The sequence below is a fragment of the Desulfatitalea alkaliphila genome, from assembly GCF_022968795.1.
GTDB classification, from domain to species: Bacteria; Desulfobacterota; Desulfobacteria; order Desulfobacterales; family Desulfosarcinaceae; genus Desulfatitalea; species Desulfatitalea alkaliphila.
This window is the reverse complement of the sequence record NZ_JALJRB010000024.1, coordinates 30,410-55,808: the sequence shown is the minus strand read 5'-3', so window position 1 is coordinate 55,808 and position 25,399 is coordinate 30,410. Positions and strand designations below refer to the sequence as shown.

The window sequence follows — 25,399 nt, the reverse complement described above, 5'->3', positions numbered from 1 at the left end:
CAGAATTCATTAACTTAAAACTTAACACTTAAAACTGCCCGCCAGAGCCCACGGCAACGGACGCTCATTCCAAACCCAGGGTGCCCCCGGGATTCATGATGTGGTGGGGATCGAAGTGGTTTTTGAGAACGCGCAGCACGGCCATCTGTTCTTTGCCCAGGTGCTGTTCCATCATCGGCCCCATCATTTTGCCCACGCCGTGATGGTGGCTGAGCGATCCGCCGCAGGCCGCGATGCGTTGGATGATGCTGCGCTGAAAAGCCTGGTAATCCTCTATTTCGGGCAGGGGGGTGATGAAGATGAAGTAGAGATTGGTGCCCTGGGGGTAGAAGTGGGAGGCGTGGGTGAGGCAGAGGGTGCGGGGACGGGCGGTGATGGCCGCTCGTACCCCGGCATGAACGTGTGCGAGCCGATCCCAGGGTACGGCGGTTTCCAGGGTGTCGATGAGGATGCCCATGTCGAAAAGATCGTCGCGCAGGTAGGGGTCCAGGAAGCGGGTTCGGGCCCAGCGCCGCGCCGGGTAGCCGCTGAGCCAGCGGCCGCCCAGGCGGCGGCAGATGCGACCGCTTTGGCGCGCCACGTGGCGGGCGAAGCCGGGTTCACCGTCGCTTTGGCCGATGAGCAGGCTGCGCTGCCGTGCAGGCAGACCGCCCAGGCGCAGCAGCTTGTCGACCAGGGGATGGCCCAGGCCGTACATCTGCAGGGCGGCCTCGGTTTCGGCGCCATCGGAGATGCGCAGCATGGCGGGGCGGCCGAATTCCCCCTGGCTGATCTCGCGGGCGGCCAGCACCGCGGTTTCCCAGGTGGGCAGCATATAGGCGAAGCAGCGGCGGGCGCGGGGACGGTGGCGAAAGACTTTGAGGGTGGCGGCCACCAGCACGCCCAAGGCCCCTTCGCTGCCCTTGAGGATGTCGTTGATCTTGGGGCCGGTGGCGCTGGCCGGATACTCGGCGGTGGTGATGGTGCCGGCCGGGGTGACACAGGTCTGGCTGAGCACCAGGTCGTAAATGTCGCCGTAGTAGGTGGATTGCTGGCCGGCGCCCAGGGTGGCGATCCAGCCGCCGACGGTGGAATATTCGAAAGATTGGGGAAAGTGGCCGCCGGTGTAGCGCCGGCGGGCGCCGAAATGCTCGGGGGCGCGGCGCAGGTAGTCTTCGTAAGCCGGCCCGAAGAGGCCCGGTTCCACGGTGATGGTCTGGTTGGTCTCATTGAAGGCCAACACCCGGTGCATGTGGGTGGTCATCGCCAGGGTGACCCCGCCGAGCGCCGGACGCACCCCCAGGGTGACGGAGGAGCCGCCACCGAAGGGGGTGACGGGAATGCGCGCCTGGTGGCAATAGCGCACGATGGTGACCACATCCTCCCGGTGGCGCGGGTGCAGCACCAGGTCGGCGACGGCCCGGGGCTGTTGCCGCCGCAGTTGGAGGATCTCCTCGGCCGACTGGCCATGGGCGAAGCGCAAGCGGGCGAAGGGATCGGTCTGCGCGTTTTCGGGACCGACGATGGCGCTCAGCCGCTCGATGTGTTCGGCCGCCAGGCGGGGACCTTCGGGGGGCGCAATGGTTTCAAGGCCGGTGTGCCGCGGCTGTTGCCAATCCTCACGACGCAGGCCCAGTCGGGCCTGCAGATAGTCGAGCAGGGCCGGCTTGGGGTGGTGAAAGCGGTCGGGCGCGCCCCATTTGAAGATGGAGCGGTAGCTGCCCGGGGGGGGTGGCTGCTTCAACCAAGCCGGTGGGTTGGCGGATGGGGACACGGCGCGGCTCCTTGTCGGTTGGGGTGCATGGGGACCATGAACGCTTGGCATCAGGATGCCATCTTTTGCCAAAGAGTTCAAAGTGGAAAGCGCGCAGGAAGGAGTGGGCGCAATTGGAATAAAATGTTATGTAATGCAAAAAGCCACTAAGCAATTCGTTGTCAAAGGATAAAGGACGGGTTGCAATGAAGCGGCCGACGTTCCGCTTCGATGGGCAATGGTTTTTTTCAAGGCGACGGAGCTTTCATGCCTCTTCCTAAAAGCTGCGACCTGGTGATTGTCGGCGGCGGCATCACCGGGGCGGGCATTTTTCATGAAACCACACGGTTGGGCCTCAAGGTGCTGCTGCTGGAGCGGCACGATTTCGCCTGGGGCACCTCCAGTCGATCATCCAAATTGATCCACGGCGGGCTGCGCTATTTGAAAGAGGGACAACTGCGCATGACCCGTGATGCGGTGCGGGAGCGGGAACGCTTGCTGCAGGAAGCCCCCGGCCTGGTGACCCCCGTGGCGTTCATCGTGCCGGTTTACAAGGATCGTGGCCCGGGCCGCTGGATGCTGGAGGCCGGGCTTTCCATCTACGACTTGATGGCCCAAAAGCGGCAGCACCAATACCTGGACCAGGCGGCGCTGCTGGAGCGGGTTCCGTTCATCGAACGCCGCGCCCTGACCGGCGGCTATGCCTTTTGGGACGCCCAGGTGGACGATGCCCGCCTGGTGTTGCGCCTGATCGCCGAAGGGCGCGCGGCCGGCGGACTGGCCCTCAACTATACCGAAGTGGTGCTGGTCAACCGCGACGCCAAGGGCAAGGTGGCGGGGGTGACGGTGCAGGATGTGGAGACCCGCGAAACCCGACCCCTGGAAACGGCGGCGGTGATCAACGCCACCGGCTGCTGGGCCGACGGCCTGCATCCCCAAGATCACGGTAAGCGGCAACTGCGACCGTTGCGGGGCAGTCACCTGATCTTTCCCAGGGAGGCGCTGCCGGTGCAGTGCGCCGTCTCCTTCATGCACCCGGCGGACCAGCGGGCCATGTTCGTGGTGCCCTGGGAGGGGGTGGTGCTGGTGGGGACCACCGATCTGGATCACAACGATGATTTGGACATGGAACCGGCCATTACCCCGGCCGAGGCGGACTACCTGATAGAGGGCGTGCGGGCCCTGTTTCCCTCCCTGGGGCTTTCCCTGAACCGCTGCATCGCCTCCATCGCCGGTTTGCGGCCGGTGATCGGCAGCGGCGGCCAACGCGCGCCCTCGGAGGAGTCCCGCGAGCATGACATCTGGGTGGACAACGGTTTGGTGACCATTGCCGGTGGCAAGCTGACCACCTACCGCCGGTTGGCCCTGGACGCCATCAAGGCCGCCCAGCCCTTTCTGCCGCCCATCGAACGCCCGGCAGCCGACAGCCCCGGGTTCACCACCCCGGCGGCACCCCCGCCGCCCCCGGTCGAGCTGGCGCAGGAGACCTGGCAACGGCTCTGGAGCCGCTACGGGCATGGCGCCATCGCCTTGGTCGAAAACGCTTCGCCCGACACCCTGCAACCCATTCCAGGCACCGGCACCCTGTGGGCCGAACTGCCCTATGCCGCCAAGCACGAGTGGGTGCGCCACCTGGAAGATCTGCTGCTGCGCCGCGTGCGCATCGGCCTGCTGCTGCCCGATGGCGGGCGCCGCCATATCGATCGTATCGGACGCCTTTGCCGGCCCGCCCTGGGATGGTCCTGGCGCCACTGGCGCCGAGAGCGCCGGCAATATCTGCTGCGCCGGCAGCAGATCCACGGTTTCCCCTGGCGCACGCCCCCAGCGGGGCGCATCAAGACGATTTGGCGCAAGTGGGTCACTCGTCTGCGGCGCAATCGCAACCCACAACCCGCACAATAGACACAGGCCCAACGGAACCGCCCATGCCCCCTTCGCGTGCCGCCGACCACATTCTCGCCATCGACAATGGCACCCAGAGCCTCAAAGCCATGGTGTTCGATCTCCAGGGCCGGATGAAGGCCAAGGCCCAGGTGCCCTTTGCACCCTATGTCGCGCCCCGACCGGGGTGGGCCGAGCAGGATCCGGACCTTTTCTGGAACGCCCTCTGCAAAGCGTGCCGCACCTTGTGGCACCAGGAGAAGGTTGACAAACAAGCCCTGGCCGGCGTGGCCCTGACCACCCAGCGGGCCACCGTGGTCAACGTAGACCGGGACGGCAACCCGCTGCGGCCGGCCATCACCTGGCTGGACCAGCGCAAGACCCGGGGGTTGCCGCCCCTGGGCGGCGTGTGGGGTTGGCTCTTTCGCCTGGCCGGCCTGCGGGGCACGGTGGAATACATCCGCGCCGAGGCCGAGGCCAACTGGCTCGCCCAGCACGACGGCGATGTGTGGCGCCGCACCCACAAATTCCTGCTGCTGTCCGGCTTCCTGACCCGGCGCCTGACCGGGGAGTTCGTGGATTCGGTGGGCTGCCAAGTGGGCTACATCCCCTTTGACTACAAACGGCTGCGCTGGGCCCGCACTTGGGATTGGCACTGGCGCTGTCTCTCTTTGGAGGCCGCCCGCCTGCCCACCCTGGTGCCGCCGGGCACCATCATGGGAACGGTCAGTGCCCAAGCGGCCGACCAGACCGGCCTGCCTGCCGGACTGCCCGTTGTCGCGGCGGCGGCGGACAAGGCCTGCGAGGTGCTCGGCTCGGGCGCCCTGGCGCCCCACATCGGCTGTTTGAGCTACGGCACCACCGCCACCATCAACGCCACCCACCAGCGCTACGTGGAACCGATCCGCCTGTTGCCGGCCTACCCTTCGGCGGTGCCGGGCCACTACAACGTGGAGGTGGAGGTGTACCGCGGCTACTGGATGGTGGAGTGGTTCAAGCAGGAGTTCGGCCAACTGGAGCAGGCGGCGGCCCGCACCCAGGGGGTGACCGCCGAGGCGCTCTTCGAGACGCTGCTGGAGCAAACCCCGCCGGGAGCCATGGGATTGCTGCTGCAACCCTACTGGAGCCCGGGACTCAAGTTCCCGGGGCCGGAAGCCAAGGGTGCGGTGATCGGCTTCGGCGACGTGCACACCCGGGCCCACGTCTACCGCGCCATTCTCGAAGGGTTGGCCTATGCCCTGCGGGAAGGCAAGGAGCGCCTGGAAAAGCGCACCCGCACCCCCATCACCATGCTGCGGGTCTCGGGCGGCGGCTCCCAGAGCGACCAGGCCCTGCAGATCACCGCCGACATCTTCGATCTGCCCACCATCCGGCCCCATTTGTACGAGACCGCCGGATTGGGTGCCGCCATCGACGCCGCCGTGGGGCTGGGCCTCCATCCCGATTTCACCACCGCCGTGCAGGCCATGACCCACACCGGCGCCCTGTTCGAACCCAACCCGGTGCACCAACGCACCTACGACCGCCTCTACAAGGAAGTCTACCGCCAAATGTATCCCCGCCTGCGGCCGCTGTATGAAAAGATAGGGGAGATTACGGGATATCCGGGGGGCGATCCGGTGTAAGCGATCGTGTAACGTTAATACGCCGTTGGCTTGGTTTTATTAAGGGTTTGAAAATATAGAGTTTTAAGTGTTAAGTTTTAAGTTGAGGAATGCTATCGATTAGAGGGGGTTGGGGCGGGCGGAAAGATGTGAACTGCGCGTCATAGGTATTTCATCCAAATGGAAATCGGGATCGCTATCGGGATCGAAAAATTTGCAATGCCGCCGTGGCCAGTGAATTAAGGCAAAGACGATTTCGATCCCGATAGCGATTTCGATACAACAGAATCCCCGCCAGACAGTGAATACGCCTACCATAAAAGGGATTATTGCCAACGTAAAAGCGACATCGCTTGTTCCCGCACGGAGGCGGGTGGGGCGGGGGGTTGGGTGCTGCAATGCGTGCAGGTGCTTAGGGGCCGTTATGGGGTGGGCGCAGGGCGTTCGGCCCGCACTGTTTGAGCGCAGCGAGTTTGCGGGCCGCCCGGAGCCCACCCAATTACGGCCCCTTGGCGCCAAAACGCGCAGCACCCAACCCCCCGCCCCACCCGCCGGCACTCGTTCAATGCGCCATAAAATCGATAGAATTCATTAACTTAAAACTTAACACGCAAAACTTAAAACTGCCCGCCAGGGCTTAGTCAATCCGCGTCGGGTTGCAGACCATTGCGAGATGAAGGGCTCGCGTTGCAATGGTTCTTCTTTGGCGGTTGCTTGACCCTGAAATGGTGAACCGGTATAAGCGAAGCCACACGGATCGGCATCGAGACACCCATTGCAAAAGAAGGCGGGGGAAAAGACATGTTGAAAAAAGGGGGGGCGACCGCCCTGCGCTGGTACAACAAACTGGTGTTGGACCACCCGGTCCTGGTGATCGTCTGCCTCATGGCGCTGGTGGCCTTTCTGGGGTTCAAGGCCCGCGATTTCCGTATCGAGGCCTCGGCCGACACGCTGCTGCTGCAGGAAGACCCTGATCTGCGCTACTCGCGGCAAATCGTCGAGCGCTACGGCGTGGACGATTTTCTGCTCATCGCCTTCACCCCCGGCGACGGCGACCTGTTCTCCGATGCCACCCTGGCCGCCATCGGCAGCCTGCGCGATGAACTCGACGCCCTGCCCCGGGTGACCTCGGTGCTCACCTTGCTGGATGTGCCCCTGTTTCAAAGCCCGCCCCTCTCCTACGCCGAAGTGGCGGAAGGCATCCGCACCTTGCAATCGGAGGACACGGACCCCGCACTGGCGGCCCGGGAGTTTCAGGAAAGCCCCTTCTACCGCGACTTGATCGTCAGCGCCGATCTGCAGACCACCGCCCTGATCGTCAACCTGGAGACCGACACCACCTACCAGGACCTGATCGCCCAACGCCACCGCTATCACGACCTGCGGGCCGACAGAGGCCTGAGGGGCGCCGAGGCCGAGGCGCTGCGCGCACTGGACCGCCGAATCTCCGGCCGATTGGACAAAATGACGCTCGAGCAGAGTGAAACCATCGCCGCCGTGCGGGCCGTCATGGACGGCTACCGGGACCGGCATGAGCTGTTTCTCGGCGGGGTGAGCATGATCCAGAACGACATGATCGCCTACATTCGCAACGACCTGCAGATCTTCGGCGCCGGGGTGTTCCTGCTGCTGGTGGTGGTGCTCGGCCTGATCTTCCGGCGCCTGCTGTGGATCGTTCTCCCCATGTTGTGTTGTTTTCTGTCGGTGATCGCCATGATGGGTATTCTGGCCATTTTTCAATGGGAGGTGACGGTGATCTCCTCCAACTTCATCTCCCTGCAATTGATCATCACCCTGGCCATCACCATCCACCTGATCGTCCGCTACCGCGAGTTCCGCGGCGAGCACCCGGAGATGGACCATCGCACCCTGATCCGCGAAACGGTACGGGCCAAGTTCGTGCCATGCCTCTATGCCACCCTGACCACCATCGCCGGCTTCAGCTCCCTGGTGCTCAGCGGCATTAAACCGGTCATCGATTTCGGCTGGATGATGAGTGCCGGCCTGGTGCTCTCCCTTATCATGACCTTCATTCTTTTTCCGGCCACTGTCGTCCTGGCCGGCAAGCGCGTTCAGCGAACCGAATCGGCCAAGGCGCCCTTCACGCCGTTGCCCGCGCTGGCCCGCCTGACCCATCGCCACGGCACCGCCGTGCTGGTGATCGCCGGTGTGCTCTCCGTGCTGGCGATCGTGGGGCTCTCCCGGCTGCGGGTGGAGAACAGCTTCATCGACTACTTCAAGTCCTCCACCGAGATCCACCAGGGCATGAAACGCATCGACCAGAAACTGGGCGGCACCACGCCGCTGGATGTGATCGTGCAATTCGACCCGGTCGATCTGCGGCAGTTCGCCACCATGGACGAGGCGGAAGAGGACGACTTTCTCAATCCCTACGCGCAAAAGACCGAAACGGACTATGATCGCTACTGGTTCTTCGACGAGCGCCTGCGCACCATCGAAGATGTGCATGACTACCTTGAAGGGCTGCCGGAAACCGGCAAGGTGCTCTCCCTGGGAACCCTTCTGAAGATCGGCCGCATCCTGAACAACGACCAGCCCCTGGAAAGCATCGAAATGGCGGTGCTCTACGGCCGCTTGCCCGAAGAGTACCGGGACTTGATCCTGGCGCCCTATCTTTCCATCGAACACAACGAAGCACGCTACGCCATCCGCATCATCGACTCGCTGGAAACCCTGCAGCGCGACGCCATGCTCCAACAGATCCGCCACGACCTGGTGCACGAGGTCGGACTGCCCGCGGACCATGTTCACCTGACCGGCATGATGGTCCTGTACAACAACATGCTGCAAAGCCTCTTCTCTTCCCAGATCAAGACCCTGGGCATTGTGGCGCTGGCCTTGCTGGTGATGTTCCTGCTGCTCTTCCGCTCCATCAAGCTGGCCGTCATTGCCTTGCTGCCCAACCTCTTCTCGTCCGCCGTGGTGATCAGCATCATGGGGTGGCTGAACATCCCCCTGGACATGATGACCATCACCATCGCCGCCATCAGCGTCGGCATCGCCGTGGACGACACCATCCACTACATCCACCGCTTCAAGGAGGAGATCGTCAAAGACGGCGACTACCGGCAAACCATGCACCGTTGCCACGCCAGCATCGGTTATGCCGCCTACTACACCTCCATCAGCATCGTGATCGGATTTTCGATCCTGGTCTTCTCCAACTTCTGGCCCACCATCTATTTCGGCCTGTTCACCGGCCTGGCCATGATCGTCGCCCTGGTCGCCGCCTTGACCCTGCTGCCCCAACTGCTGATCGTCATCAAACCCTTCGGCCGGCCGACGGGGGAGCGAGTGGCTTGAGTGGGTCGGGTCGATTGGGTTGGTTGGGTGTTGGGCGGTGGCGGCAAATCGCTTGACAGGTGGGTTGCATACCGCCATACTTTTGCCACTTGTCAATGTCCTGTGCGTTCCTGTTCGTCGATGACAACCCCCCTGGACCGTAAAGGAGTGATCCCATGCGATGCAATTTATGCAAAACGGCCCTGGCGGCCGCGTGTGTTGTGCTGTTGGCCGGTGCGCCGGTTTGGGCGCAGAGTGTTAAAATCGGCGTGGCCGCGCCGTTCACCGGGCCGGCGGCCTCATACGGCGAAAACATCAAGTCGGGCGTGGAGACCAAGGTGGCCGAAATCAATGCCGGCGGCGGCATCAACGGCACGCCGGTGGAGGCGGTCTACTTCGATGAGCTGTGCGACCCCAAGGAGGCCGCCACGGTGGCTCCCCGCATCGTGCGGGACCGGGCGATCGTCGGCGTGGTAGGCCATGTCTGCTCGTCGGCCCATCTGGCGGCCCTGCCCAATTATGTGCGCTCCGGCATGCCGGTGATTTCCCCCACCGCCACCAATGTGACCATCGGCGAACAGAATGCCGACCGCGCCGGGCGGGTCTGGTCCTTCCGCAACGTCTACCTCGACGACTACCAGGGGCAGTTCCTGGCCCGCTACGCCAAGGAGGTGCTGGGGCTGGAACGCATCGCCGTGTTCTATGAAAACAACGACTACGGCATCGGCCTCAAGGACGCTTTCATCAAGGAAGCGGCCGCCGCGGGGCTGACCGTGGTGGGCAGCGAGGGGTATGTCAAGGGTGCCACCGACTTTACGCCCCAGCTGACCAAGCTGCGCGGGGGCAATCCCGACGGCCTGTTCATTTCGGGATACTACAACGAAGGGGCCCTGATCGCCGCCCAGGCGGCCAACCTGGGGATGCAGATAATCAAGTTCGGTGCCGACGGCCTGGACAACGTGGATTACATTGCGCTGGGCGGCGCGGCCGCGGACAACACTTACATGACCGTGCCCTTTCTGGCGGCCGCGGCGCCCGAGCAGGCCCAAACCTTCATCCGCACCTTCGAGGAGAAATACCGCCGCGATCTGGACTGGATGAGCGCCAACGCCTATGACGCCATGGGTATGTTCGCCGCCGCCGTGGCGGCCGTGGGCCCCGACCGGGCCAAAATCCGGGATTACCTGGCGGCCATCGACGCGCCGGAAAAGGCCTACGAAGGGATCACCGGCCCCACCTACTTCAATGCCAAGGGCGATCCGGAAAAGATGGCCTTCGTCAAGATGGTCAAAGACGGTAAGTTCACCGCCGCGCCGCAGCAGATGCGCTGATCCGGTCACGCGACACCGGGGCGGGCCACCGTCCACCCCGGCGTTTCCACCCGCGATTACGTGACGCCGACTGCCGGGAGTTCTCTGTGCTCGAACAGCAGCTCATCAACGGCCTGACCCTGGGACTGATCTACGCGCTGATCGCAGTGGGCTACACCATGGTGTACGGGGTGATTCAGCTGATCAACTTCGCCCACGGCGAGATTTACATGCTGGGGGCCTTTTTCTGTGTGACCCTGATCACCGCCGCGGGTCTGCCGTTTTATGTGGCCATGCTCATGGCGGTGGTGTGCTGCGCCATGTGCGGCATCCTGCTGGACATCATCGCCTACCGGCCGCTGCGCCGGGCGCCGCGCCTGGCGGCCCTGATCACCGCCATCGGCATGTCCATTTTTCTGCAGAACCTGGCCCTGATCATCTGGGGCAGCCGCTCCAAGCCCTTTCCCCGCACGGCGCTGCCCGGCTACCTGACGGAGCAGGCCCTCACGGTGGGGTCGGTGGGGTTGAGCTGGCTCCAGTTGTTCATCTTCGCCGTGGCCATCGGCATGATGCTGCTGCTCTACTTGGTGATTCAGAAAACCCGCATCGGCACGGCCATGCGCGCCCTGGCCCAGAACCGCACGGCGGCCGCCCTGATGGGCATCAACGTCAACCGGGTGATCTCTTTCACCTTCGCCCTGGGATCGGCCATGGGGGCGGTGGCCGGCATCCTGGTGGCCATCTACTACAACACCCTCTATCCCACCATGGGCTACACGGCCGGGGTCAAGGCCTTCGCCGCGGCGGTGCTGGGCGGCATCGGGTCGGTGCCCGGCGCCATGGCCGGCGGCGTGGTGCTGGGGGTGGCCGAGGCCCTGGGGGCGGGCTATGTCTCCTCCCTTTACCGGGACGGCGTGGCCTATGCCGTGATGATCGCGGTGATCGTGCTGCGGCCTTCGGGCATCCTGGGCCGCGCAGTGACGGACAAGGCATGATGGGGCGGGCCATGGTCGCACAGGCCAAGCGCCTGCTGCCGGTGGCGGGCGTACTCCTGCTGACCTATCCCCTTTGGCCGGGTGCTTCCGAGTATGTGCTGCATGTGATGACCCTGGCCCTGGTCTACATGGTGCTGGCCATGGGGCTGAACATCGTGCCCGGTTTCTGCGGCCTGCTGGATCTGGGCTACGTCGGGTTTTACGGCATCGGCGCCTACACCGCCGGCCTGCTGACCATTCACTACGACCTCTCCTTCTGGGTGATCGTGCCCTTGGCGGCCCTCAACGGGGCACTCTGGGGCGCCTTGCTGGGAGCGCCCACCCTGCGCCTGACGGGCGATTACTTCGCCATCGTCACCTTCGGCTTCTCCGAGCTGGTAGTACTCTTTCTGACCAACGAAATCTGGCTCACCCGCGGCCCGTTGGGCCTGCCCGGCATCGCCCCCATCACCCTGAACCTGAGTTGGCTGCATCCGCAGTGGTACTTCGAATTCTACGGCAAGGCGCCCAATTTCTACCTTGCGGCCCTGCTGGTGGCCGGTGTCTACTTCGTCATGACCCGCCTGGAAGACTCCCGCCTGGGCCGCGCCTGGTACGCCATCCGCGAAGATCCGCTGGCCGCGGCCTGCTGCGGGGTCGACATCCTGCGCTACAAGGTGATCGCCTTTGCCATTTCGGCCGCCATCGGCGCCATGGGGGGCTGTTTTTACGCCCGCTGGTCCATGTTCCTGTCGCCGGACATGTTCAAGTTCTGGGAGTCCTTTCTGGTGCTGTGCATGGTGGTGCTGGGAGGATTGGGCAACATCAAAGGGGCCCTGGTAGGCGCCGCCATCCTGGTCTGCCTGGGCGAACTGCTGCGCGAAGGGCTGGGCGCCGTCGGGCTGCCGCCGGAAACGCGCTTCATGGCCTACGGCCTGATCATGGTCCTGATCATGCGCTTCCGGCCGGCCGGCCTGTTTCCGGCCATCGCCGCCAGCGGGCGCGCCAACCCGCTGCTGGCCGCCCTCAGCCGACGCATTGCCGCCGGAGACTTCGCCGGAGACCGAGGAGACAACCGTGACACCCCTGCTTGAACTGGATCGGATCAGCAAGCGGTTCGGCGGGCTGCATGCCCTGGCGGATGTCTCCTTCACGGTGGCCTGCGGTGAGATCCTGGGCTTGATCGGCCCCAACGGCGCGGGCAAGACCACCCTGTTCAACTGCATCAGCGGGCTCCATCCGCCCAGCAGCGGCACCATCTTATATGCCGGGTCCGGGGGGCTCATGCGCATCAACGGCCGCAAGCCGGAGCAGATGACCGCCCTAGGCATCGCCCGCACCTTCCAAAACATCCGGTTGTTCAACAGCCTGACCGTGCTGGACAACGTACGCATCGCACGCCATTGCCGCACCCACGCCAATTTTGTGCGCGCCGTGTTGCGCACCCGATTTCAACGGGCCGAAGAGCAGGCCATCGTGGAAGCGGCCATGGAACGGCTGCGTTTCGTGGGCCTGGCGCATCACGCCCTGGCCGACGCCGGCAACCTGGCCTACGGCGATCAGCGCCGGCTGGAGATCGCCCGCGCCCTGGCCACCGAACCGCGGTTGCTGCTGCTGGACGAACCGGCCGCCGGCATGAACCCCAGGGAAACCCGCCGGCTGGTGGACCTGATTCAAGCCATCGTGGCCACGGGGGTAACGGTGATTCTCATCGAGCACGACATGAAGCTGGTGATGTCCATCTGCCGCCGGCTGGTGGTGTTGGATCACGGCACCCACATCGCCGAGGGACCGCCCGCGGCGATCCGCGAAAACCCCCGGGTGATCGAAGCCTACCTGGGCCGGGGGGCGGTCCATGCTTGAACTCAAGGAGGTCCAGGCCTTTTACGGCACCATCCAGGCCCTCAAGGGGGTCACCCTCGAGGTGAACGCCGGCGAGATCGTCTGCCTGATCGGCGCCAACGGCGCGGGCAAATCCACCACCCTGATGGCCATCTCATCGGTGGTGCCCGTGGGGGGCGGCACCATCGCCTACGACGGCCGGGACATCACCCGGCTGGCCACCGACCGGGTGGTGGCCCTGGGCATCACCCAGGTCCCGGAAGGGCGCATGATCTTTCCCGACCTGACCGTACTGGAAAACCTGCGCATGGGCGCCTACCTGCGCCGCGACCGCGCCGCCTTGAAAGCGGACGAGGCCCACGCCCTGGATCTGTTTCCCATCCTCAAGGAACGGCGCAAGCAGCTCGGCGGCACCCTCTCCGGCGGCGAACAACAAATGCTGGCCATCGCCCGCGCCCTGATGGCCCGGCCCCGCCTGCTGCTGTTGGACGAACCCTCCCTGGGGCTGGCGCCCATCGTGGTGGAGCACATTTTCGAGGTCATTACCCGCATCAACACCGAAGGCACCACCCTCCTGCTGGTGGAACAGAATGCCCAGATGGCCTTGCAGGTGGCCCACCGGGGCTACGTGCTGGAAACCGGCCGGGTGGTGATCAGCGGCACGGCCGCCGACCTGCTGGCCGACCCGCGGGTGCAGGAGGCCTATCTGGGCATGGACATGGCGTAGGGCATCTTCAAACCACCCCCGGCGGCATGGGCGGCACGCGCTCACCGCCCAAAACGTAACCACCGTCCAAGCGCAACACGCTGCCGGTCATGAAAGGGGCCTCGGCGATCAAAAAACGCACCGCCCGGAGGATATCATCCAGGCGGCCGGTGCGGCCGAGCAGGGTATGGTCCAGCAGCGCCTGGCGCTGCCGGTCGTCGAGCAGCCCCCAGCCGCGGGTCTGCTCGGCGTGGCGGGTTGCGAAAAGACCCAGCATCAGTTCGTTGACCCGCACCTCGGGCGCCCCCAGGCGGGCCCAGGTTTCGGTGAGCAGCGAGACCCCGCGGCTGGCGGCGGCGTACCCTTCGTTGAACAGGTAGCCAGCGGGGCCGCTGCGGCCCACCAGGGCGGCGATGGAGGAAAAGGTGACCACCGCGCCGTTGCCCGTGGCCTTGAGGTGGGGCAGGGCCGCCGTGAAGACCCACTGCTTGGCCCGCAGCGTGGTGGCCATCTCAAGGTCCCACTGCTCCGGGGTGTAGGGGCCGTGGACCACCGGCCAACCACCCCGCTCGATGTTGTTGATCAGGATGTCCAAGCGCCCGAAACGGCGGATCACTTGCGCCACCAGTGCCTCGGCGGCCCGGGTGTCCCGCAGGTCCACCGGCACGATGAGGTGCTCTCCGGCCGCCGCCGCATCCCGTTCCAGCGCCGGCAGGCTTTCCGGCCAGTCATGCCAGGTGTACACCACCCGCGCGCCGGCACGGGCCAGATCCAACCCCACCGCCTTGCCGATCCCCTTCACGCTGCCCAACACCAAAGCCACCTTTTCCTGTAAATCCATGGGATATCCTTTCATTGCCGATTGCCTCATCCAAAGAAGATCCGCCGCCCCATGTTTCCGGGCGCCCTTCGGATGCCGTGGCGGCAGTTTAATCGTTCAGCCGCAAACTTTAAACTCTCTTTTCACACCCCTTGCACGATTCGCCAAGGGCCGCACGCCCCATTTGCTTGATTTCCCCACCCGGATCCCCTATGCTTCCGCCATGCGGCAATGAACCACAGGAGGGGGTTATGGATTTCAACGCGCTGATCGAACAGATCAAGCAGCGGCCCGACTATGTGAAGGTGGGGATGATCGTGTGCCACAACGGGGTGGTGCGATCGACCTCCAGGGACGGGCGCGCGGTGCGGGGTTTGCGGGTGGCGGTGGATTACAGGAAGTTGGAGGCGGTAATCGCGGAACAGAAGCTGCGGCCGGGGATTGTGGAAATTCTGGTGCAGATCAATGCCGACCGCGATTTGCGGGTGGGCGATGATGTGATGGGATTGGTGGTGGCCGGCGATATTCGGGAGAATGTGTTGGCCGTATTGACCGACACCCTCAACACCATCAAAAAGAAAGTGACCAAGAAGACGGAATTCTTCGCTTAAGGAGGCCCATCATGGCGGATGGTTTCACGCATATCGACGCCCGCGGGCGGGTGCGCATGGTGGATGTTACGACCAAGTCCCGCACCGAGCGCATGGCCAGGGCCCAGGCCGTGGTGACCATGCGGCCGGAGACCTTCGCCCTGGTGCGCGATCAGGCGGTGGAAAAGGGCAATGTGCTGGAAACGGCCCGCATCGCCGGGGTGATGGCCGCCAAGCAGACCGCCGCCCTGATCCCCATGTGCCATCCCTTGAACCTGACCCACGTCAAACTGGATTTTTTCCCCCAAGACGACGGCCGCACCCTGCGCATCGAAGCCGTGGCGCGGGTGGCCGACCGCACCGGTGTGGAGATGGAAGCGCTGACGGCCGCTGCCGTGGCGGCCTTGACGGTCTACGACATGTGCAAGTCTTATGACCGCGGCATGTCGATTTCCGACATCCGCCTGCTGGAAAAAAGCGGCGGCAAAAGCGGTCATTGGACCCGTGACGCCATCGATGGTTAACCTGCCCATGGTTCATCCGGCACGCCGTGGCCATCGTTGCCCGATCCGGCCGACAGGCGGGTGGCTGTTGCTGATCGGGTTGCTGCTGGTGGTGTCCTGCGGCCCCAAGCCAACCTTGGTCGAACCGCCGCTGGTGCGCCTGGCGCCGGCCGAATTCCCGCTTTTCGATGACCGGGACGGCTACGCGGGGCTGGATCGCGCCATCGCCATGAGCCTGACCCATCTGCGCAAACTGCCCCCCGACCGTCCGGTGACCTTCGGCGAGGACGCCTATCCGGTGGCCCACCTGATACACTCCCTGGAAGCCTTCGCCGACCTAATTGCCGCTCATCCTTCCGCCGATACACTTCAGCGGGCGCTGATCGAGCGGTTTCGGGTCTACCGCGCCGCCGGACGTGCCGATGACCGGCAGGTGCTGTTCACCGGGTATTACGAGCCGATGCTGCCGGGACGCCTGGTGCCCGGTGACGGGTTCCACGTGCCGGTCCATTCGCGGCCCCGGGATCTGCTGGAAATCGACCTCTCCCTTTTCGATCCGGAGTTGAAAGGCCGCCGCATCGTGGGCCGCCTGGAGGGGCGCGCCGTGGTGCCGTACCCCGACCGGGCCGCCATTGTGCGCGCGCCCGATTTTCTCCGCCTGGCGCCGCCGGTGGCCTGGGTAGCCGACGAGGTCGACCTGTTCATGATGATGGTCCAAGGCTCCGGCCGCATCGCCCTGGCCGACGGCAGCCAACGCCACTTGCAGTTCGACGGCTCCAACGGCCGTCCCTATCGCAGCATCGGCCGCCTGCTGATCGATCAAGGTCACATCGACCCCGACGAGATGTCCATGCAGGCCATTCGCCGCCACCTGCGGCGCCACCCGGAACAGGTGCGGGCGGTGCTGGATTACAACCCGCGCTATATCTTCTTCCGTCCCATCGCCCAAGGCCCCCTCGGGGCGCTGGGGGTGCCCCTGACCCCGAAACGCTCCCTTGCGGTGGATCGCCGTCTGTTTCCCCTGGCGGCCTTGGCTTTCATCGATCTGCCGGTGCCCCTTTTGAACGAAACGGGGGCCATCGAACAGTGGGGCACCCACCACGGTTTTGTGCTGGCCCAGGACACCGGCAGCGCCATCACCGGTCCCGGCCGGGCAGATCTGTTCTGGGGCGGCGGCGCGGCGGCGGAAACCGCCGCGGGCCATCTGCGTCACCCCGGCCGGCTCTTTTTCCTGGTGCTTGCGCCGGAGACGGCGCAATGAAGAGCCGCCTCCCCAAAGCCAAGCATCCCCTTTAAATACAGATGGTTAATAAATACGACGGCCACCGGTTTCACTTGACAAGGCTGTGTAAAAGCCCTATGAGACAGTGATTGTGCGGATGCAAGCACCCTTTTGAAGGAGCTCCTATGTTCGGTATCGGCATGCCGGAACTGCTGGTGATTCTGGCGGTGGCCTTGATCTTCATCGGCCCCAAAAAGCTGCCCGACCTGGCCAAGTCACTGGGCAAGGCGTTGGGGGAATTCAAACGCGCCACCAACGATCTTAAACAGAGCCTGGAACAGGAAGCCGGCCTGGACGACGTGCGGGAGCAGTTGAAAAAGACCGATCAGCAGGTCCGGCAAGCCTTCGATCCCGACACCGATCGGCCGACCAAGCCGGCCGCCAACGGTAAGCCGAAAGCGGCGGCACCGGACGCTGAAATACCGGACGCCGAAAAGATCCCCCCAGTCGGTTCCAACGGCAGCGATGCCGATGACCCGACGGCCGCGACCGATGATGCAACCGGCGCAGCGCCGCCCGAGGCGGATGAAACCAAAAGCGGCAAAGGGGACGGCACCCCATGAGCACAACCGATCCGGACAAACAGCCCTTCACCGCCCACCTGGAGGAGTTGCGCTCTCGACTGATCAAATCTTTCATCGCCGTGGGCGTCGGCTTTCTGCTTTCCTACGCCTTCAAGCAGCAGATATTCGACATTTTGACCCTGCCCCTGGTGGGAGTGCTCAAACCGGGCGATCACCTGATCTACACCAACCTGCCCGAGGCGTTCTTCACCTTTCTCAAGGCGGCCTTCATCTGCGGCTTGATGCTGGCTTCGCCGGTGATCCTCTATCAATTCTGGATGTTCGTGGCGCCGGGACTCTATGACAAGGAAAGGCGGCTGGTGCTGCCCATCCTGTTTCTGTCCACCTTTTTCTTCGTAGGCGGCGCTTTGTTCGGCTATTTCATCGTCTTTCCCATCGGCTTCGAATTTTTTCTCAGTTTCGCCAGCGACACCATCCGGCCGATGCCTTCCATGAAAGAGTATCTCGGGTTCTCGTCCAAGCTGCTGCTCGCCTTCGGGCTGGCCTTCGAGCTGCCGTTGGTGATCACCTTCATGGCGCGGCTGGGCATCGTTTCGGTACCGACCCTCAAAAAATATCGCAAGTATGCCATATTTCTGTTTTTCGTGGCAGCCGCCATATTGACACCGCCCGATGTGGTCACCCAGGTCTTCATGGCCCTGCCCATGATGTTGCTCTATGAGATCAGTATCTTGGGGGCCCGCTTTTTCGGGCGCAAAACCGGGAAGGAAAAGGAGGGCGCTGATGACGCCGATGCATCGGCATCATCCGACCCGCAGGGGTAATCTTTTTGCCCCGTTCAGACGTCATATATGTGCAAACGCGGATCGCGACCGCGCATTGACAGTCAACTAGGGAATTGGTAAAGATACGGTCTGTTCAAGAACCATCCCTATGATCCAAACGAACGGTTGAAAAGGAGGTGAAACAGTGTTGAAAAAACGCTCGCTGAGTATAATGATCGCCCTTGGCGTCGGTGCCGTCCTGTGCGTTGCGGCATTGGCATTCGCCGCCGGCATGCCGGAAGTGTTGGTGCTGGAATCGGATTACAAGAAAACCCGCAGCGCCGTCACCTTCACGCATCAGAAGCACATCGACGATTACAAAATCGCCTGCGGTGAGTGCCATCACGACGATCAGGGGCAACCCTTAAACGAACTGACAGCGGACGATCCGGTACAAAAGTGCATCGATTGTCACAGCAAACCGGGTGAGGTGCGCGGACGGCAAGCCCAAGGCATGTCGGAGCAGGAGTTGCTGACCTACCATGCCAATGCCATGCATGCCAATTGCGTGAGCTGCCACCGGGATTACAACAAGGAAAAGCAGGCCCGCATCGCGCCGGCCACCTGCAACGAGTGCCATCCGCGGGATTAGGCGCACCTTTTCGCGCCGACACTTCATACTTGCCGGAAAAAAGAGGCGAGGTGACCGCATCAAGCCGTCACCTCGCCTCTTTGTTTGCAGGCCTCCGTCGACCGATCAATGGTCGACCGGAGGGGGAGTTAACCGAATATTGTTCGGAAGCGACTACAGCTCTTCCAGATCCGTCACTTTTTCTTCGCAGCGCCGCTGGTCGCCCACCCAACGGACCAGGACCACATCGGGCTTTTCCTCGAAGACGCCTTCCACAATACCGCAGTAGCCCGCCCAGCGGCGACTGAACTCCCTGTATGTTACCATGGCACCAAGATCCATTCCGCATCACTCCCGTCGGTAAATTCGCGTTCAATTGTCATTTCAACCCATAGCAATAAGCAAAATGCATGCCCGCCGGAAGCCGGAGGTCGGCCATTCAATCCATATTGCAATAACAGCACCTTACCTCTTACCCCGATTCGATCTGAACCAAACAGGGGCGTGCTTGGCGCCGGACGCACTCACCTGCGCTTCCCAATTATCATCACCTTCAATACCCATGCGCCCCGCGGGATTGAATGGCGTGGTACAAATCATGATCGCCGACCGGTTGTCGACCGAATCACGAACAGGTACGCTTTTGGGGTGTATCGCCTAACCCTGATGGCAGGAAGAAACCAGAAGCACGTTTGGGCCGGCCTCCCCGCCGCATGAGTTCCGCGCTGGTCATGGCGCAAAAGCGGTCCGGCGATCACAATGCATTCTGCATCACCGGGGTCGGCATACCAATTTCGGTAATGATTTTCAAGAAAAAAAGGCGGGATAGCGGGGCGGCCGACGGGCCGCCCCGCTGCTGCTGGAGGACTACAGGCTACATATTGCGGCGATACTTGCCGCCCACTTCATAGAGCGCATGGGTGATCTGGCCCAGGCTGCAATGGCGCACCGTTTGCATCAATTCCTCGAAAATGTTGCCGTTTTCCAGGGCGACCCGCTGCAGGCGCTCCAAGGCCTGCGGCGCCTGCTCGGAATGGCGCTGCTGGAAGGCGGCCAGGCGCTGCAGCTGGGACTCCTTCTCCTGATCGGTGGAGCGGGCCAGCTCGATGCTGAATTCATCCTGAGCCGCATCGTCACCCGAATTGGGGTCGCGAAAGGCGTTAACCCCGATGATGGGCAGTTCGCCGGTGTGCTTGAGGGTTTCGTAGTAGATGGACTCGTCCTGAATTTTGCTGCGTTGGTAACCGGTTTCCATGGCGCCCAGCACACCGCCGCGAGCGGTGATGCGGTCGAACTCGGACAGCACCGCCTCTTCCACCAAGTCGGTGAGCTGCTCGACGATGAAGCTGCCTTGCAGCGGATTCTCGTTTTTGTTCAAACCCCACTCGCGGTTGATGATCAGTTGGATGGCCAGGGCGCGGCGCACCGACTCCTCGGAGGGGGTGGTGATGGCCTCGTCAAAGGCGTTGGTGTGCAGACTCTGGCAGTTGTCGTAGATGGCGCACAGGGCCTGGAGCGTGGTGCGAATGTCGTTGAACTGAATATCCTGGCTGTGCAGGGAGCGGCCGGAGGTCTGGATGTGATACTTGAGCATCTGGGAGCGCGGGCTGCCGCTGTACAAGTCGCGCAGTGCGATGGCCCAGATCCGGCGGGCCACACGGCCGATCACCGTGTATTCGGCATCCATCCCGTTGGAGAAAAAGAAGGAGAGGTTGGGTCCGAAGGTGTCGATGGGCATACCCCTGGAAAGATAGTACTCCAGGTAGGTGAAGCCGTTGGCCAGGGTAAATGCCAGCTGGGAAATGGGATTGGCGCCGGCTTCGGCGATGTGGTAACCGGAGATGGAGACGCTGTAGAAATTGCGCACCTTGTTGCGTACGAAGTACTCCTGGATATCGCCCATCATTTTCAAAGCAAAGTCGATGGAAAAAATGCAGGTGTTCTGGCCCTGATCCTCCTTGAGAATGTCGGCCTGCACCGTACCACGCACGACGGAAAGGGCTTCGGCCTTGATGGCCGCGTACTCCTGGTCGTCCGGCGCGCGCCCCTGTTCGGCAGTGAAGCGCTCCACCTGCTGATCGATGGCGGTGTTGAGAAACATGGCCAGCATGATGGGCGCCGGCCCGTTGATGGTCATGGAAACCGAAGTGTTGGGCGCGCACAGATCGAAGCCGCCGTAAAGCACCTTCACATCATCCAGGGTGCAGATGCTCACGCCGGCATTGCCGATCTTACCGTAGATGTCCGGCCTGCGATCGGGATCGAAGCCGTACAGGGTCACCGAATCAAAAGCGGTGGAGAGCCGCTTGGCCGGGCTGTCGGCCGACAGCATCTTGAAGCGCCGATTGGTGCGGGCCGGGTCCCCCTCGCCGGCGAACATGCGGGCCGGGTCTTCGCCGGTGCGCTTTAGCGGAAAGACCCCGGCGGTATAAGGAAAGTAACCGGGCAGATTTTCACGACGCAGCCAGCGAAAGAGGGTGCCCGGTTCGTCGAAATCGGGCAGGGCGATCTTGGGAATCCGGCTGTGGGACAGGGATTCGGTGAACAGGGGCGTGCGCACCTCGCCGTCCCGCACGGCATAAACCAGTTCATCCTGTTGATAGGCCTCGCGCAAAGCCGGCCAGCCTTCCAGCAATTTGGCATTGGCCGGGTCCACCGCTTGGCGGGCCTGCTCCGCCTCGGCTTTCAGGCGAGCCACCAACGCTTCCCGGTCCCCTTCCAGGGCGCTTTGGTCCACGGTGCGGGCGGCTTGCTCCAGGTGCCACACCCGGCGCAGGGCCTCGGTCTGCTGCTCGGTCTGCTCGTGGTAGCGCCGCACGGTATTGGAGATGTCCGACAGGTAACGGGTCCGCTCCGGGGGGATGATGATGGTTTTGCTGCTGGAAGTGGAACCCTTGGGCCGGGGCAGGCGTGACTCGAACCGAACTGCGGTTTTGTCGGCGATGGTATCGAGCAGGGCATGATAGAGGGCGGTGACCCCGTCGTCGTTGAACTTGGCCGCGATGGTGCCGAAAACCGGCATTTGCTCGGTGGGCTTGTCAAAGGCCACCCGGTTGCGCTGCACCTGCTTGCGTACGTCCCGCACCGCATCCTCGCCGCCCCGCTTTTCAAACTTATTGATCACCACCAGATCGGCGAAGTCGAGCATGTCGATCTTCTCCAGCTGGGAGGCGGCGCCGAACTCGCTGGTCATCACATACATGGAGACATCCACCAGGTCGACAATGCTGGAGTCGCCTTGGCCGATGCCGGCGGTTTCCACGATCACCATACCAAAACCGGCCGCCTTGGCCACGGCCACGGCATCGGCCAAAGAGGGCGGGATTTCGGTTTGGGCCTGCCGCGTGGCCAAGGAGCGCATGAAGATGCGCTGGTGGCCGATTGCGTTCATGCGGATGCGGTCCCCCAACAAGGCGCCGCCGGTCTTACGGCGCGAGGGATCCACGCTGATGACGGCCACATGCAAGTTCTTCAGATCCATCAGCAGTCGCTGGATCAACTCGTCGGTCAAGGAGGATTTGCCCGAGCCGCCGGTACCTGTAATGCCCAATACGGGAACCTTGCGATCGCCGATCTTCTTGTCGAGTTGGGAGCGCAATTGGCTGAGCACGTCCTCCTGGCGGTTCTGCTCCACAAAGGTGATCATGTTGGCCAACAACGGTTTGCCGTTGTAAGAGAGCCGGTCCAGGTCGGGGGGCCGCCCGTCGACCCGCGAGAAATCGAGCATCCGCACCATATGGGCCACGATGCCCTGCAACCCCAGGCGGGCACCGTCTTCGGGCGTGTAAATTTTGGCCACGCCGTAGGTTTCCAGCTCCTTGACCTCCGCCGGCACGATCACGCCCCCGCCGCCGCCAAACACCTTGACGTGGGGCACGCCCGCTTCGCGCAGCAGATCCACCAGGTACTTGAAAAACTCCATGTGCCCGCCCTGGTAGGAAGAGATCGCCACGCCCTGTACATCCTCCTCGATGACCGCATCCACGATCTCCTTCACCGAGCGGTTGTGGCCCAGGTGGATCACCTCCACCCCGTTGGCCTGCAACAGCCGACGGTAGATGTTGATGGCGGCGTCGTGCCCGTCGAACAGCGATGTGGCCGTGACGACCCGGACGGCGTTCCGGGGTTTGTAAAGTTCTGTTGCGGCAGTCATGATAAGGCTCCTGTCATTGCTCGCTAAAGGTTTTTATCGGCGCCGGCCGCGGTGCGGCCGGTAACCGCCGTCGGTTGACCGGTTTCGGCCTCCCGGCAGCAGTTGAGGATGAAATCGGTTTGAATCCGGATGTACTCATCGATGGTGTAATGACCGGCCAGGGACCAGCGCCGGAAAGCCCACATGTGGCCCAACACCGAAATGTTGTGGGCGATCAGTTCCCGTCCGCTGCCATCCAGCGGCGGCAATGCGCCCTGGCGGACCAGCTGGTCGATGGCCTTGCGAAACAACCGGGTGATGCGCATCTCGTTTTCCAGCACGACCTTGCGCCATTTTCCGGGCAGCGATTGGGTCTCCTGATAGATCAGCAGGATGTGATCCCCCATGCGATGACACACCAGAAAGTACTGGCGGATCACCGCCGCCAGGGGGTGGCCGCCGTTGGCCGGTCGGGCCAGGGCGTCGGTGACGGCGCGCTGCATCTCGGCGTGAATGGCGTCGCACACCAGGTATAAAATGTCCTCCTTGGTGGAAACGTACTCATAGAGCAATCCGTTGGAGATGCCGGCGGCCCGGGCAATCTGGCGGGTGGTGGTGCGGTGGAACCCTTTTTGTAAAAACATTTCCACCGCCGCATCCACTATTTGGCTGCGCCGCCGCGCCACCAAGTCCTGGTTCTTGACCTGGGTGGGTATTTCTTTGACTGTATCGGGACCGGTTGCCAAACTGGACACTTTCTTCCTTTATTCGCGAGCCCTTGATAGCGGAGCTATTTTGAGCGAGCGCTCAATCACTGTTGTGTTTGTAAGCCCGGCGCCCGTCAGATGTCAAGAAAAAAGTGAGGTTCAGTTTGTAAATGAACACGATTCATGCTTGACAACGAGGCCCGATCCGGCTAACAAAAAAGCCAGGCTACCGACCGGTCGGTAGCCTGGCATCGTCCCAACCAAAGTCCTGCGGCAGGTGTTCATGAAAGCGACCATTTTCAACGTCGCCGTCGACCTCTTCTTTCGCAAAGGCTATTTCGCCACCAGCATGAGCGAAATCGCCAAGGGCTGCGGCATCAAAAAAGCCAGCATCTACCACCACTTCGCAGGCAAAGAGGCGCTGCTGTTCGCCATCATGGACACCACCATGCAGGACCTGCTGGCCCACCTGGAGAGTTGCTTGACCCGCGAGAACGACACCGAAGGCAGACTGCGCGCGGCGGTGCGGGGCCACGTGCGTTTCCACCTGGAGCGTCAGAAAGAGACCTTCATCGCCAGCAGCGAGTTGCGCGGTTTGACGCCGGCCCATTTTTACACCGTAACCGCCCGTCGCGATGCCTATGAAAGCATTTTTCAGGAACTGATCCGCCATGGCATGGGCCAGGGGGTTTTCGCGCCGGGGGATGTGAAGATTCTCTCCTATGCCGTTTTGACCCTCTGCACGGCCGGCGCCTCCTGGTTTCGCCCCGAAGGACGACTGACGGTGGACGCCATTGCCGCGATCTACGAAACCTTTGTGATCAACGGGTTGCAACCCGCGCGAGCGGCATCAGGCCGCGGCGCGGCTGTGATCTCCGATGTTGCGTGTGGCCATTGAAAGGAGGACGCGGTGGATTACGATTTGACCCGTGAGCAGGAGATGATTCGCAGGGAGGTGCGGGCTTTTGCCGAAAAGGAGATCCTGCCCGTGGCGGCCGACCTGGATGCCGAGGAGCGCTTTTCATCCAGCTTGACCCACAAGATGGGCGAAATCGGCCTGTTCGGCATGTTCGTGCCCGACGCCTACGAGGGGCAGGGGCTGGACTATGTCTCCTACATCGTCGCCGTGGAGGAGATCGCCCGCGTGGACGGTTCCCAGGCCGCCACCATCGCCGCCGGTAACTCCCTGGGCATCGGCCCTATCAACTATTTCGGCAGCGAGGCGCAGAAACGGCGCTATTTACCGCCTTTGTGCCGGGGAGAAGCCTTGTGGGGGTTCGGGCTGACCGAGCCCACGGCCGGGTCGGACGCCGGCGGCAGCAAGACCACCGCGGTGCAGGACGGTGACGACTGGATTCTCAACGGCTCCAAGATCTTCATCACCAACGCGGCCTGCGACATGTCCCTGGGCGTGACGGTGCAGGCCATCACCGGCACCCGCGACGGCGGCAAACCCGAATACACCTGTTTTCTGGTGGAAAACAGCATGCCGGGGGTCAAGGCCGTGCCCATGAAGGGCAAAATGATGTGGCGCGCGTCCAACACGGCGGAACTCTATTTCGACGATGTGCGCGTGCCGGCGGCCAATATGCTGGGACGCAAGGGAGACGGGTTTCACCAGATGCTGCAAACCCTGGACGGCGGCCGGCTCTCCATCGGCGCCATGGGTTTGGGCGGCGCGGTGGGGGCCTATGAGCTGGCCTTGCGCTATGCCCGCAGCCGCGAGCAGTTCGGCCAACCCATCTCCAAGTTCCAGGCCGTGGCCTTCAAGCTGGCCGATTGCGCCACCGAAATCGAGTGTGCCCGCAACCTGCTCTACAAAGCGTGCTGGCTGCGGGATCGCAAGCGTCCCTTTGCCAAGGAGGCGGCCATGGCCAAGCTCTACTGCTCGGAGCTGATGGGTCGGGTGGCCGATCATGCCGTGCAAATCCATGGGGGCTACGGCCTGATGCGGGATTACCATGTGGAGCGCTTTTACCGCGACCACAAGCTGCTGGAGATCGGGGAAGGCACCTCGGAGGTGCAGCGCATCGTAATTTCACGTCATATCGGCTGTTGAGACAAGGATAGGGATGCAGATCAAACCCTAAATGG

Annotated in this window: 21 protein-coding genes; 16 read left to right on the top strand and 5 right to left on the bottom strand. The window is 63.0% G+C overall.

All coding sequences use genetic code 11. The features are described 5' to 3' along the window. Window positions 1-64: 64 nt before the first annotated feature. Window positions 65-1,753 (bottom strand): FAD-binding oxidoreductase, encoded by a 1,689-nt coding sequence (locus MRX98_RS17315; protein ID WP_246912994.1) that lies wholly within the window; start codon window positions 1,751-1,753, stop codon window positions 65-67. A gap of 246 nt (window positions 1,754-1,999) precedes the next feature. On the opposite strand from MRX98_RS17315, the gene MRX98_RS17310 reads away from it, so the two are divergent. The 8 genes from MRX98_RS17310 to MRX98_RS17275 all read left to right on the top strand — a co-directional run bounded on the left by MRX98_RS17310 (window position 2,000) and on the right by MRX98_RS17275 (window position 13,373). Then, window positions 2,000-3,634, top strand: coding sequence for a glycerol-3-phosphate dehydrogenase/oxidase (locus tag MRX98_RS17310; RefSeq protein WP_246912992.1), 1,635 nt, complete (start codon window positions 2,000-2,002; stop codon window positions 3,632-3,634). 23 nt (window positions 3,635-3,657) lie between these two features. Next, window positions 3,658-5,238, top strand: coding sequence for an FGGY-family carbohydrate kinase (locus MRX98_RS17305; protein WP_246912990.1), 1,581 nt, complete (start codon window positions 3,658-3,660; stop codon window positions 5,236-5,238). A gap of 780 nt (window positions 5,239-6,018) precedes the next feature. Continuing rightward, window positions 6,019-8,541, top strand: a complete 2,523-nt coding sequence (locus MRX98_RS17300; protein ID WP_246912988.1) for an efflux RND transporter permease subunit — start codon at window positions 6,019-6,021, stop codon at window positions 8,539-8,541. Between the two features lie 155 nt (window positions 8,542-8,696). After that, complete coding sequence (locus MRX98_RS17295; protein ID WP_246912980.1) at window positions 8,697-9,851, top strand: ABC transporter substrate-binding protein; 1,155 nt, start codon at window positions 8,697-8,699, stop codon at window positions 9,849-9,851. Between the two features lie 86 nt (window positions 9,852-9,937). Further along, the gene (locus MRX98_RS17290; RefSeq protein WP_246912978.1) at window positions 9,938-10,825 is read left to right on the top strand and encodes a branched-chain amino acid ABC transporter permease; all 888 of its coding nucleotides are present in this window, start codon (window positions 9,938-9,940) and stop codon (window positions 10,823-10,825) included. 11 nt (window positions 10,826-10,836) lie between these two features. Next, on the top strand, window positions 10,837-11,898 hold the full coding sequence (locus MRX98_RS17285) for a branched-chain amino acid ABC transporter permease (RefSeq protein WP_246912976.1): 1,062 nt from the start codon (window positions 10,837-10,839) through the stop codon (window positions 11,896-11,898). Beyond that, the gene (locus tag MRX98_RS17280) at window positions 11,882-12,667 is read left to right on the top strand and encodes an ABC transporter ATP-binding protein (RefSeq protein ID WP_246912975.1); all 786 of its coding nucleotides are present in this window, start codon (window positions 11,882-11,884) and stop codon (window positions 12,665-12,667) included. The genes MRX98_RS17285 and MRX98_RS17280 overlap by 17 nt, the downstream gene beginning before the upstream one ends. Beyond that, a complete protein-coding gene (locus MRX98_RS17275) occupies window positions 12,660-13,373 on the top strand; it encodes an ABC transporter ATP-binding protein (RefSeq protein WP_246912973.1) in 714 nt (237 codons plus the stop codon). The genes MRX98_RS17280 and MRX98_RS17275 overlap by 8 nt, the downstream gene beginning before the upstream one ends. A gap of 7 nt (window positions 13,374-13,380) precedes the next feature. Here the strand turns inward: MRX98_RS17275 and MRX98_RS17270 are convergent, their stop codons facing one another. After that, window positions 13,381-14,193 (bottom strand): SDR family NAD(P)-dependent oxidoreductase, encoded by an 813-nt coding sequence (locus MRX98_RS17270; RefSeq protein WP_246912971.1) that lies wholly within the window; start codon window positions 14,191-14,193, stop codon window positions 13,381-13,383. A 230-nt stretch (window positions 14,194-14,423) separates the two neighbouring features. On the opposite strand from MRX98_RS17270, the gene MRX98_RS17265 reads away from it, so the two are divergent. The 6 genes from MRX98_RS17265 to MRX98_RS17240 all read left to right on the top strand — a co-directional run bounded on the left by MRX98_RS17265 (window position 14,424) and on the right by MRX98_RS17240 (window position 18,487). Then, window positions 14,424-14,783: a molybdenum cofactor biosynthesis protein MoaE gene (locus tag MRX98_RS17265; protein WP_246912968.1), complete on the top strand. Its 360-nt coding sequence runs from the start codon at window positions 14,424-14,426 to the stop codon at window positions 14,781-14,783. An 11-nt stretch (window positions 14,784-14,794) separates the two neighbouring features. After that, window positions 14,795-15,286, top strand: a complete 492-nt coding sequence (gene moaC / locus MRX98_RS17260) for a cyclic pyranopterin monophosphate synthase MoaC (protein WP_246912966.1) — start codon at window positions 14,795-14,797, stop codon at window positions 15,284-15,286. 7 nt (window positions 15,287-15,293) lie between these two features. Then, a complete protein-coding gene (gene mltA / locus MRX98_RS17255; RefSeq protein ID WP_246912964.1) occupies window positions 15,294-16,526 on the top strand; it encodes a murein transglycosylase A in 1,233 nt (410 codons plus the stop codon). 146 nt (window positions 16,527-16,672) lie between these two features. Then, on the top strand, window positions 16,673-17,110 hold the full coding sequence (gene tatB, locus MRX98_RS17250; RefSeq protein WP_281432412.1) for a Sec-independent protein translocase protein TatB: 438 nt from the start codon (window positions 16,673-16,675) through the stop codon (window positions 17,108-17,110). Further along, window positions 17,107-17,895, top strand: coding sequence for a twin-arginine translocase subunit TatC (gene tatC, locus MRX98_RS17245; protein WP_246912957.1), 789 nt, complete (start codon window positions 17,107-17,109; stop codon window positions 17,893-17,895). The genes tatB and tatC overlap by 4 nt, the downstream gene beginning before the upstream one ends. Before the next feature lie 145 nt (window positions 17,896-18,040). Continuing rightward, on the top strand, window positions 18,041-18,487 hold the full coding sequence (locus tag MRX98_RS17240) for a cytochrome c3 family protein (protein ID WP_246912946.1): 447 nt from the start codon (window positions 18,041-18,043) through the stop codon (window positions 18,485-18,487). Window positions 18,488-18,640: 153 nt separating this feature from the next. Here the strand turns inward: MRX98_RS17240 and MRX98_RS17235 are convergent, their stop codons facing one another. The 3 genes from MRX98_RS17235 to MRX98_RS17225 form a co-directional block, all read right to left on the bottom strand. Continuing rightward, window positions 18,641-18,793 (bottom strand): hypothetical protein, encoded by a 153-nt coding sequence (locus tag MRX98_RS17235; RefSeq protein ID WP_246912944.1) that lies wholly within the window; start codon window positions 18,791-18,793, stop codon window positions 18,641-18,643. 547 nt (window positions 18,794-19,340) lie between these two features. Beyond that, entirely contained in the window at window positions 19,341-22,619 is a 3,279-nt protein-coding gene (gene icmF, locus MRX98_RS17230) for a fused isobutyryl-CoA mutase/GTPase IcmF (protein ID WP_246912928.1), read from the bottom strand. A gap of 23 nt (window positions 22,620-22,642) precedes the next feature. After that, the gene (locus MRX98_RS17225; protein ID WP_246912925.1) at window positions 22,643-23,353 is read right to left on the bottom strand and encodes a TetR/AcrR family transcriptional regulator; all 711 of its coding nucleotides are present in this window, start codon (window positions 23,351-23,353) and stop codon (window positions 22,643-22,645) included. A gap of 235 nt (window positions 23,354-23,588) precedes the next feature. Between MRX98_RS17225 and MRX98_RS17215 the strand changes: the two genes are divergently transcribed. Both MRX98_RS17215 and MRX98_RS17210 read left to right on the top strand, forming a co-directional pair. Beyond that, on the top strand, window positions 23,589-24,203 hold the full coding sequence (locus tag MRX98_RS17215; RefSeq protein ID WP_281432411.1) for a TetR/AcrR family transcriptional regulator: 615 nt from the start codon (window positions 23,589-23,591) through the stop codon (window positions 24,201-24,203). 12 nt (window positions 24,204-24,215) lie between these two features. Further along, a complete protein-coding gene (locus MRX98_RS17210) occupies window positions 24,216-25,364 on the top strand; it encodes an acyl-CoA dehydrogenase family protein (protein WP_246912923.1) in 1,149 nt (382 codons plus the stop codon). Window positions 25,365-25,399: the final 35 nt, after the last annotated feature.

What these genes read in the sequence shown, in the direction of transcription:
- MRX98_RS17310 (WP_246912992.1), top strand. Translation starts at nt 2,000, where the DNA reads ATGCCTCTTCCTAAAAGCTGCGACCTGGTGATTGTCGGCGGCGGCATC.
- MRX98_RS17305 (WP_246912990.1), top strand. Translation starts at nt 3,658, where the DNA reads ATGCCCCCTTCGCGTGCCGCCGACCACATTCTCGCCATCGACAATGGC.
- MRX98_RS17300 (WP_246912988.1), top strand. Translation starts at nt 6,019, where the DNA reads ATGTTGAAAAAAGGGGGGGCGACCGCCCTGCGCTGGTACAACAAACTG.
- MRX98_RS17295 (WP_246912980.1), top strand. Translation starts at nt 8,697, where the DNA reads ATGCGATGCAATTTATGCAAAACGGCCCTGGCGGCCGCGTGTGTTGTG.
- MRX98_RS17285 (WP_246912976.1), top strand. Translation starts at nt 10,837, where the DNA reads ATGGTCGCACAGGCCAAGCGCCTGCTGCCGGTGGCGGGCGTACTCCTG.
- MRX98_RS17275 (WP_246912973.1), top strand. Translation starts at nt 12,660, where the DNA reads ATGCTTGAACTCAAGGAGGTCCAGGCCTTTTACGGCACCATCCAGGCC.
- MRX98_RS17270 (WP_246912971.1), bottom strand. Translation starts at nt 14,193, where the DNA reads ATGGATTTACAGGAAAAGGTGGCTTTGGTGTTGGGCAGCGTGAAGGGG.
- MRX98_RS17265 (WP_246912968.1), top strand. Translation starts at nt 14,424, where the DNA reads ATGGATTTCAACGCGCTGATCGAACAGATCAAGCAGCGGCCCGACTAT.
- moaC (WP_246912966.1), top strand. Translation starts at nt 14,795, where the DNA reads ATGGCGGATGGTTTCACGCATATCGACGCCCGCGGGCGGGTGCGCATG.
- mltA (WP_246912964.1), top strand. Translation starts at nt 15,294, where the DNA reads ATGGTTCATCCGGCACGCCGTGGCCATCGTTGCCCGATCCGGCCGACA.
- tatB (WP_281432412.1), top strand. Translation starts at nt 16,673, where the DNA reads ATGTTCGGTATCGGCATGCCGGAACTGCTGGTGATTCTGGCGGTGGCC.
- tatC (WP_246912957.1), top strand. Translation starts at nt 17,107, where the DNA reads ATGAGCACAACCGATCCGGACAAACAGCCCTTCACCGCCCACCTGGAG.
- MRX98_RS17235 (WP_246912944.1), bottom strand. Translation starts at nt 18,793, where the DNA reads ATGGTAACATACAGGGAGTTCAGTCGCCGCTGGGCGGGCTACTGCGGT.
- icmF (WP_246912928.1), bottom strand. Translation starts at nt 22,619, where the DNA reads ATGACTGCCGCAACAGAACTTTACAAACCCCGGAACGCCGTCCGGGTC.
- MRX98_RS17215 (WP_281432411.1), top strand. Translation starts at nt 23,589, where the DNA reads ATGAAAGCGACCATTTTCAACGTCGCCGTCGACCTCTTCTTTCGCAAA.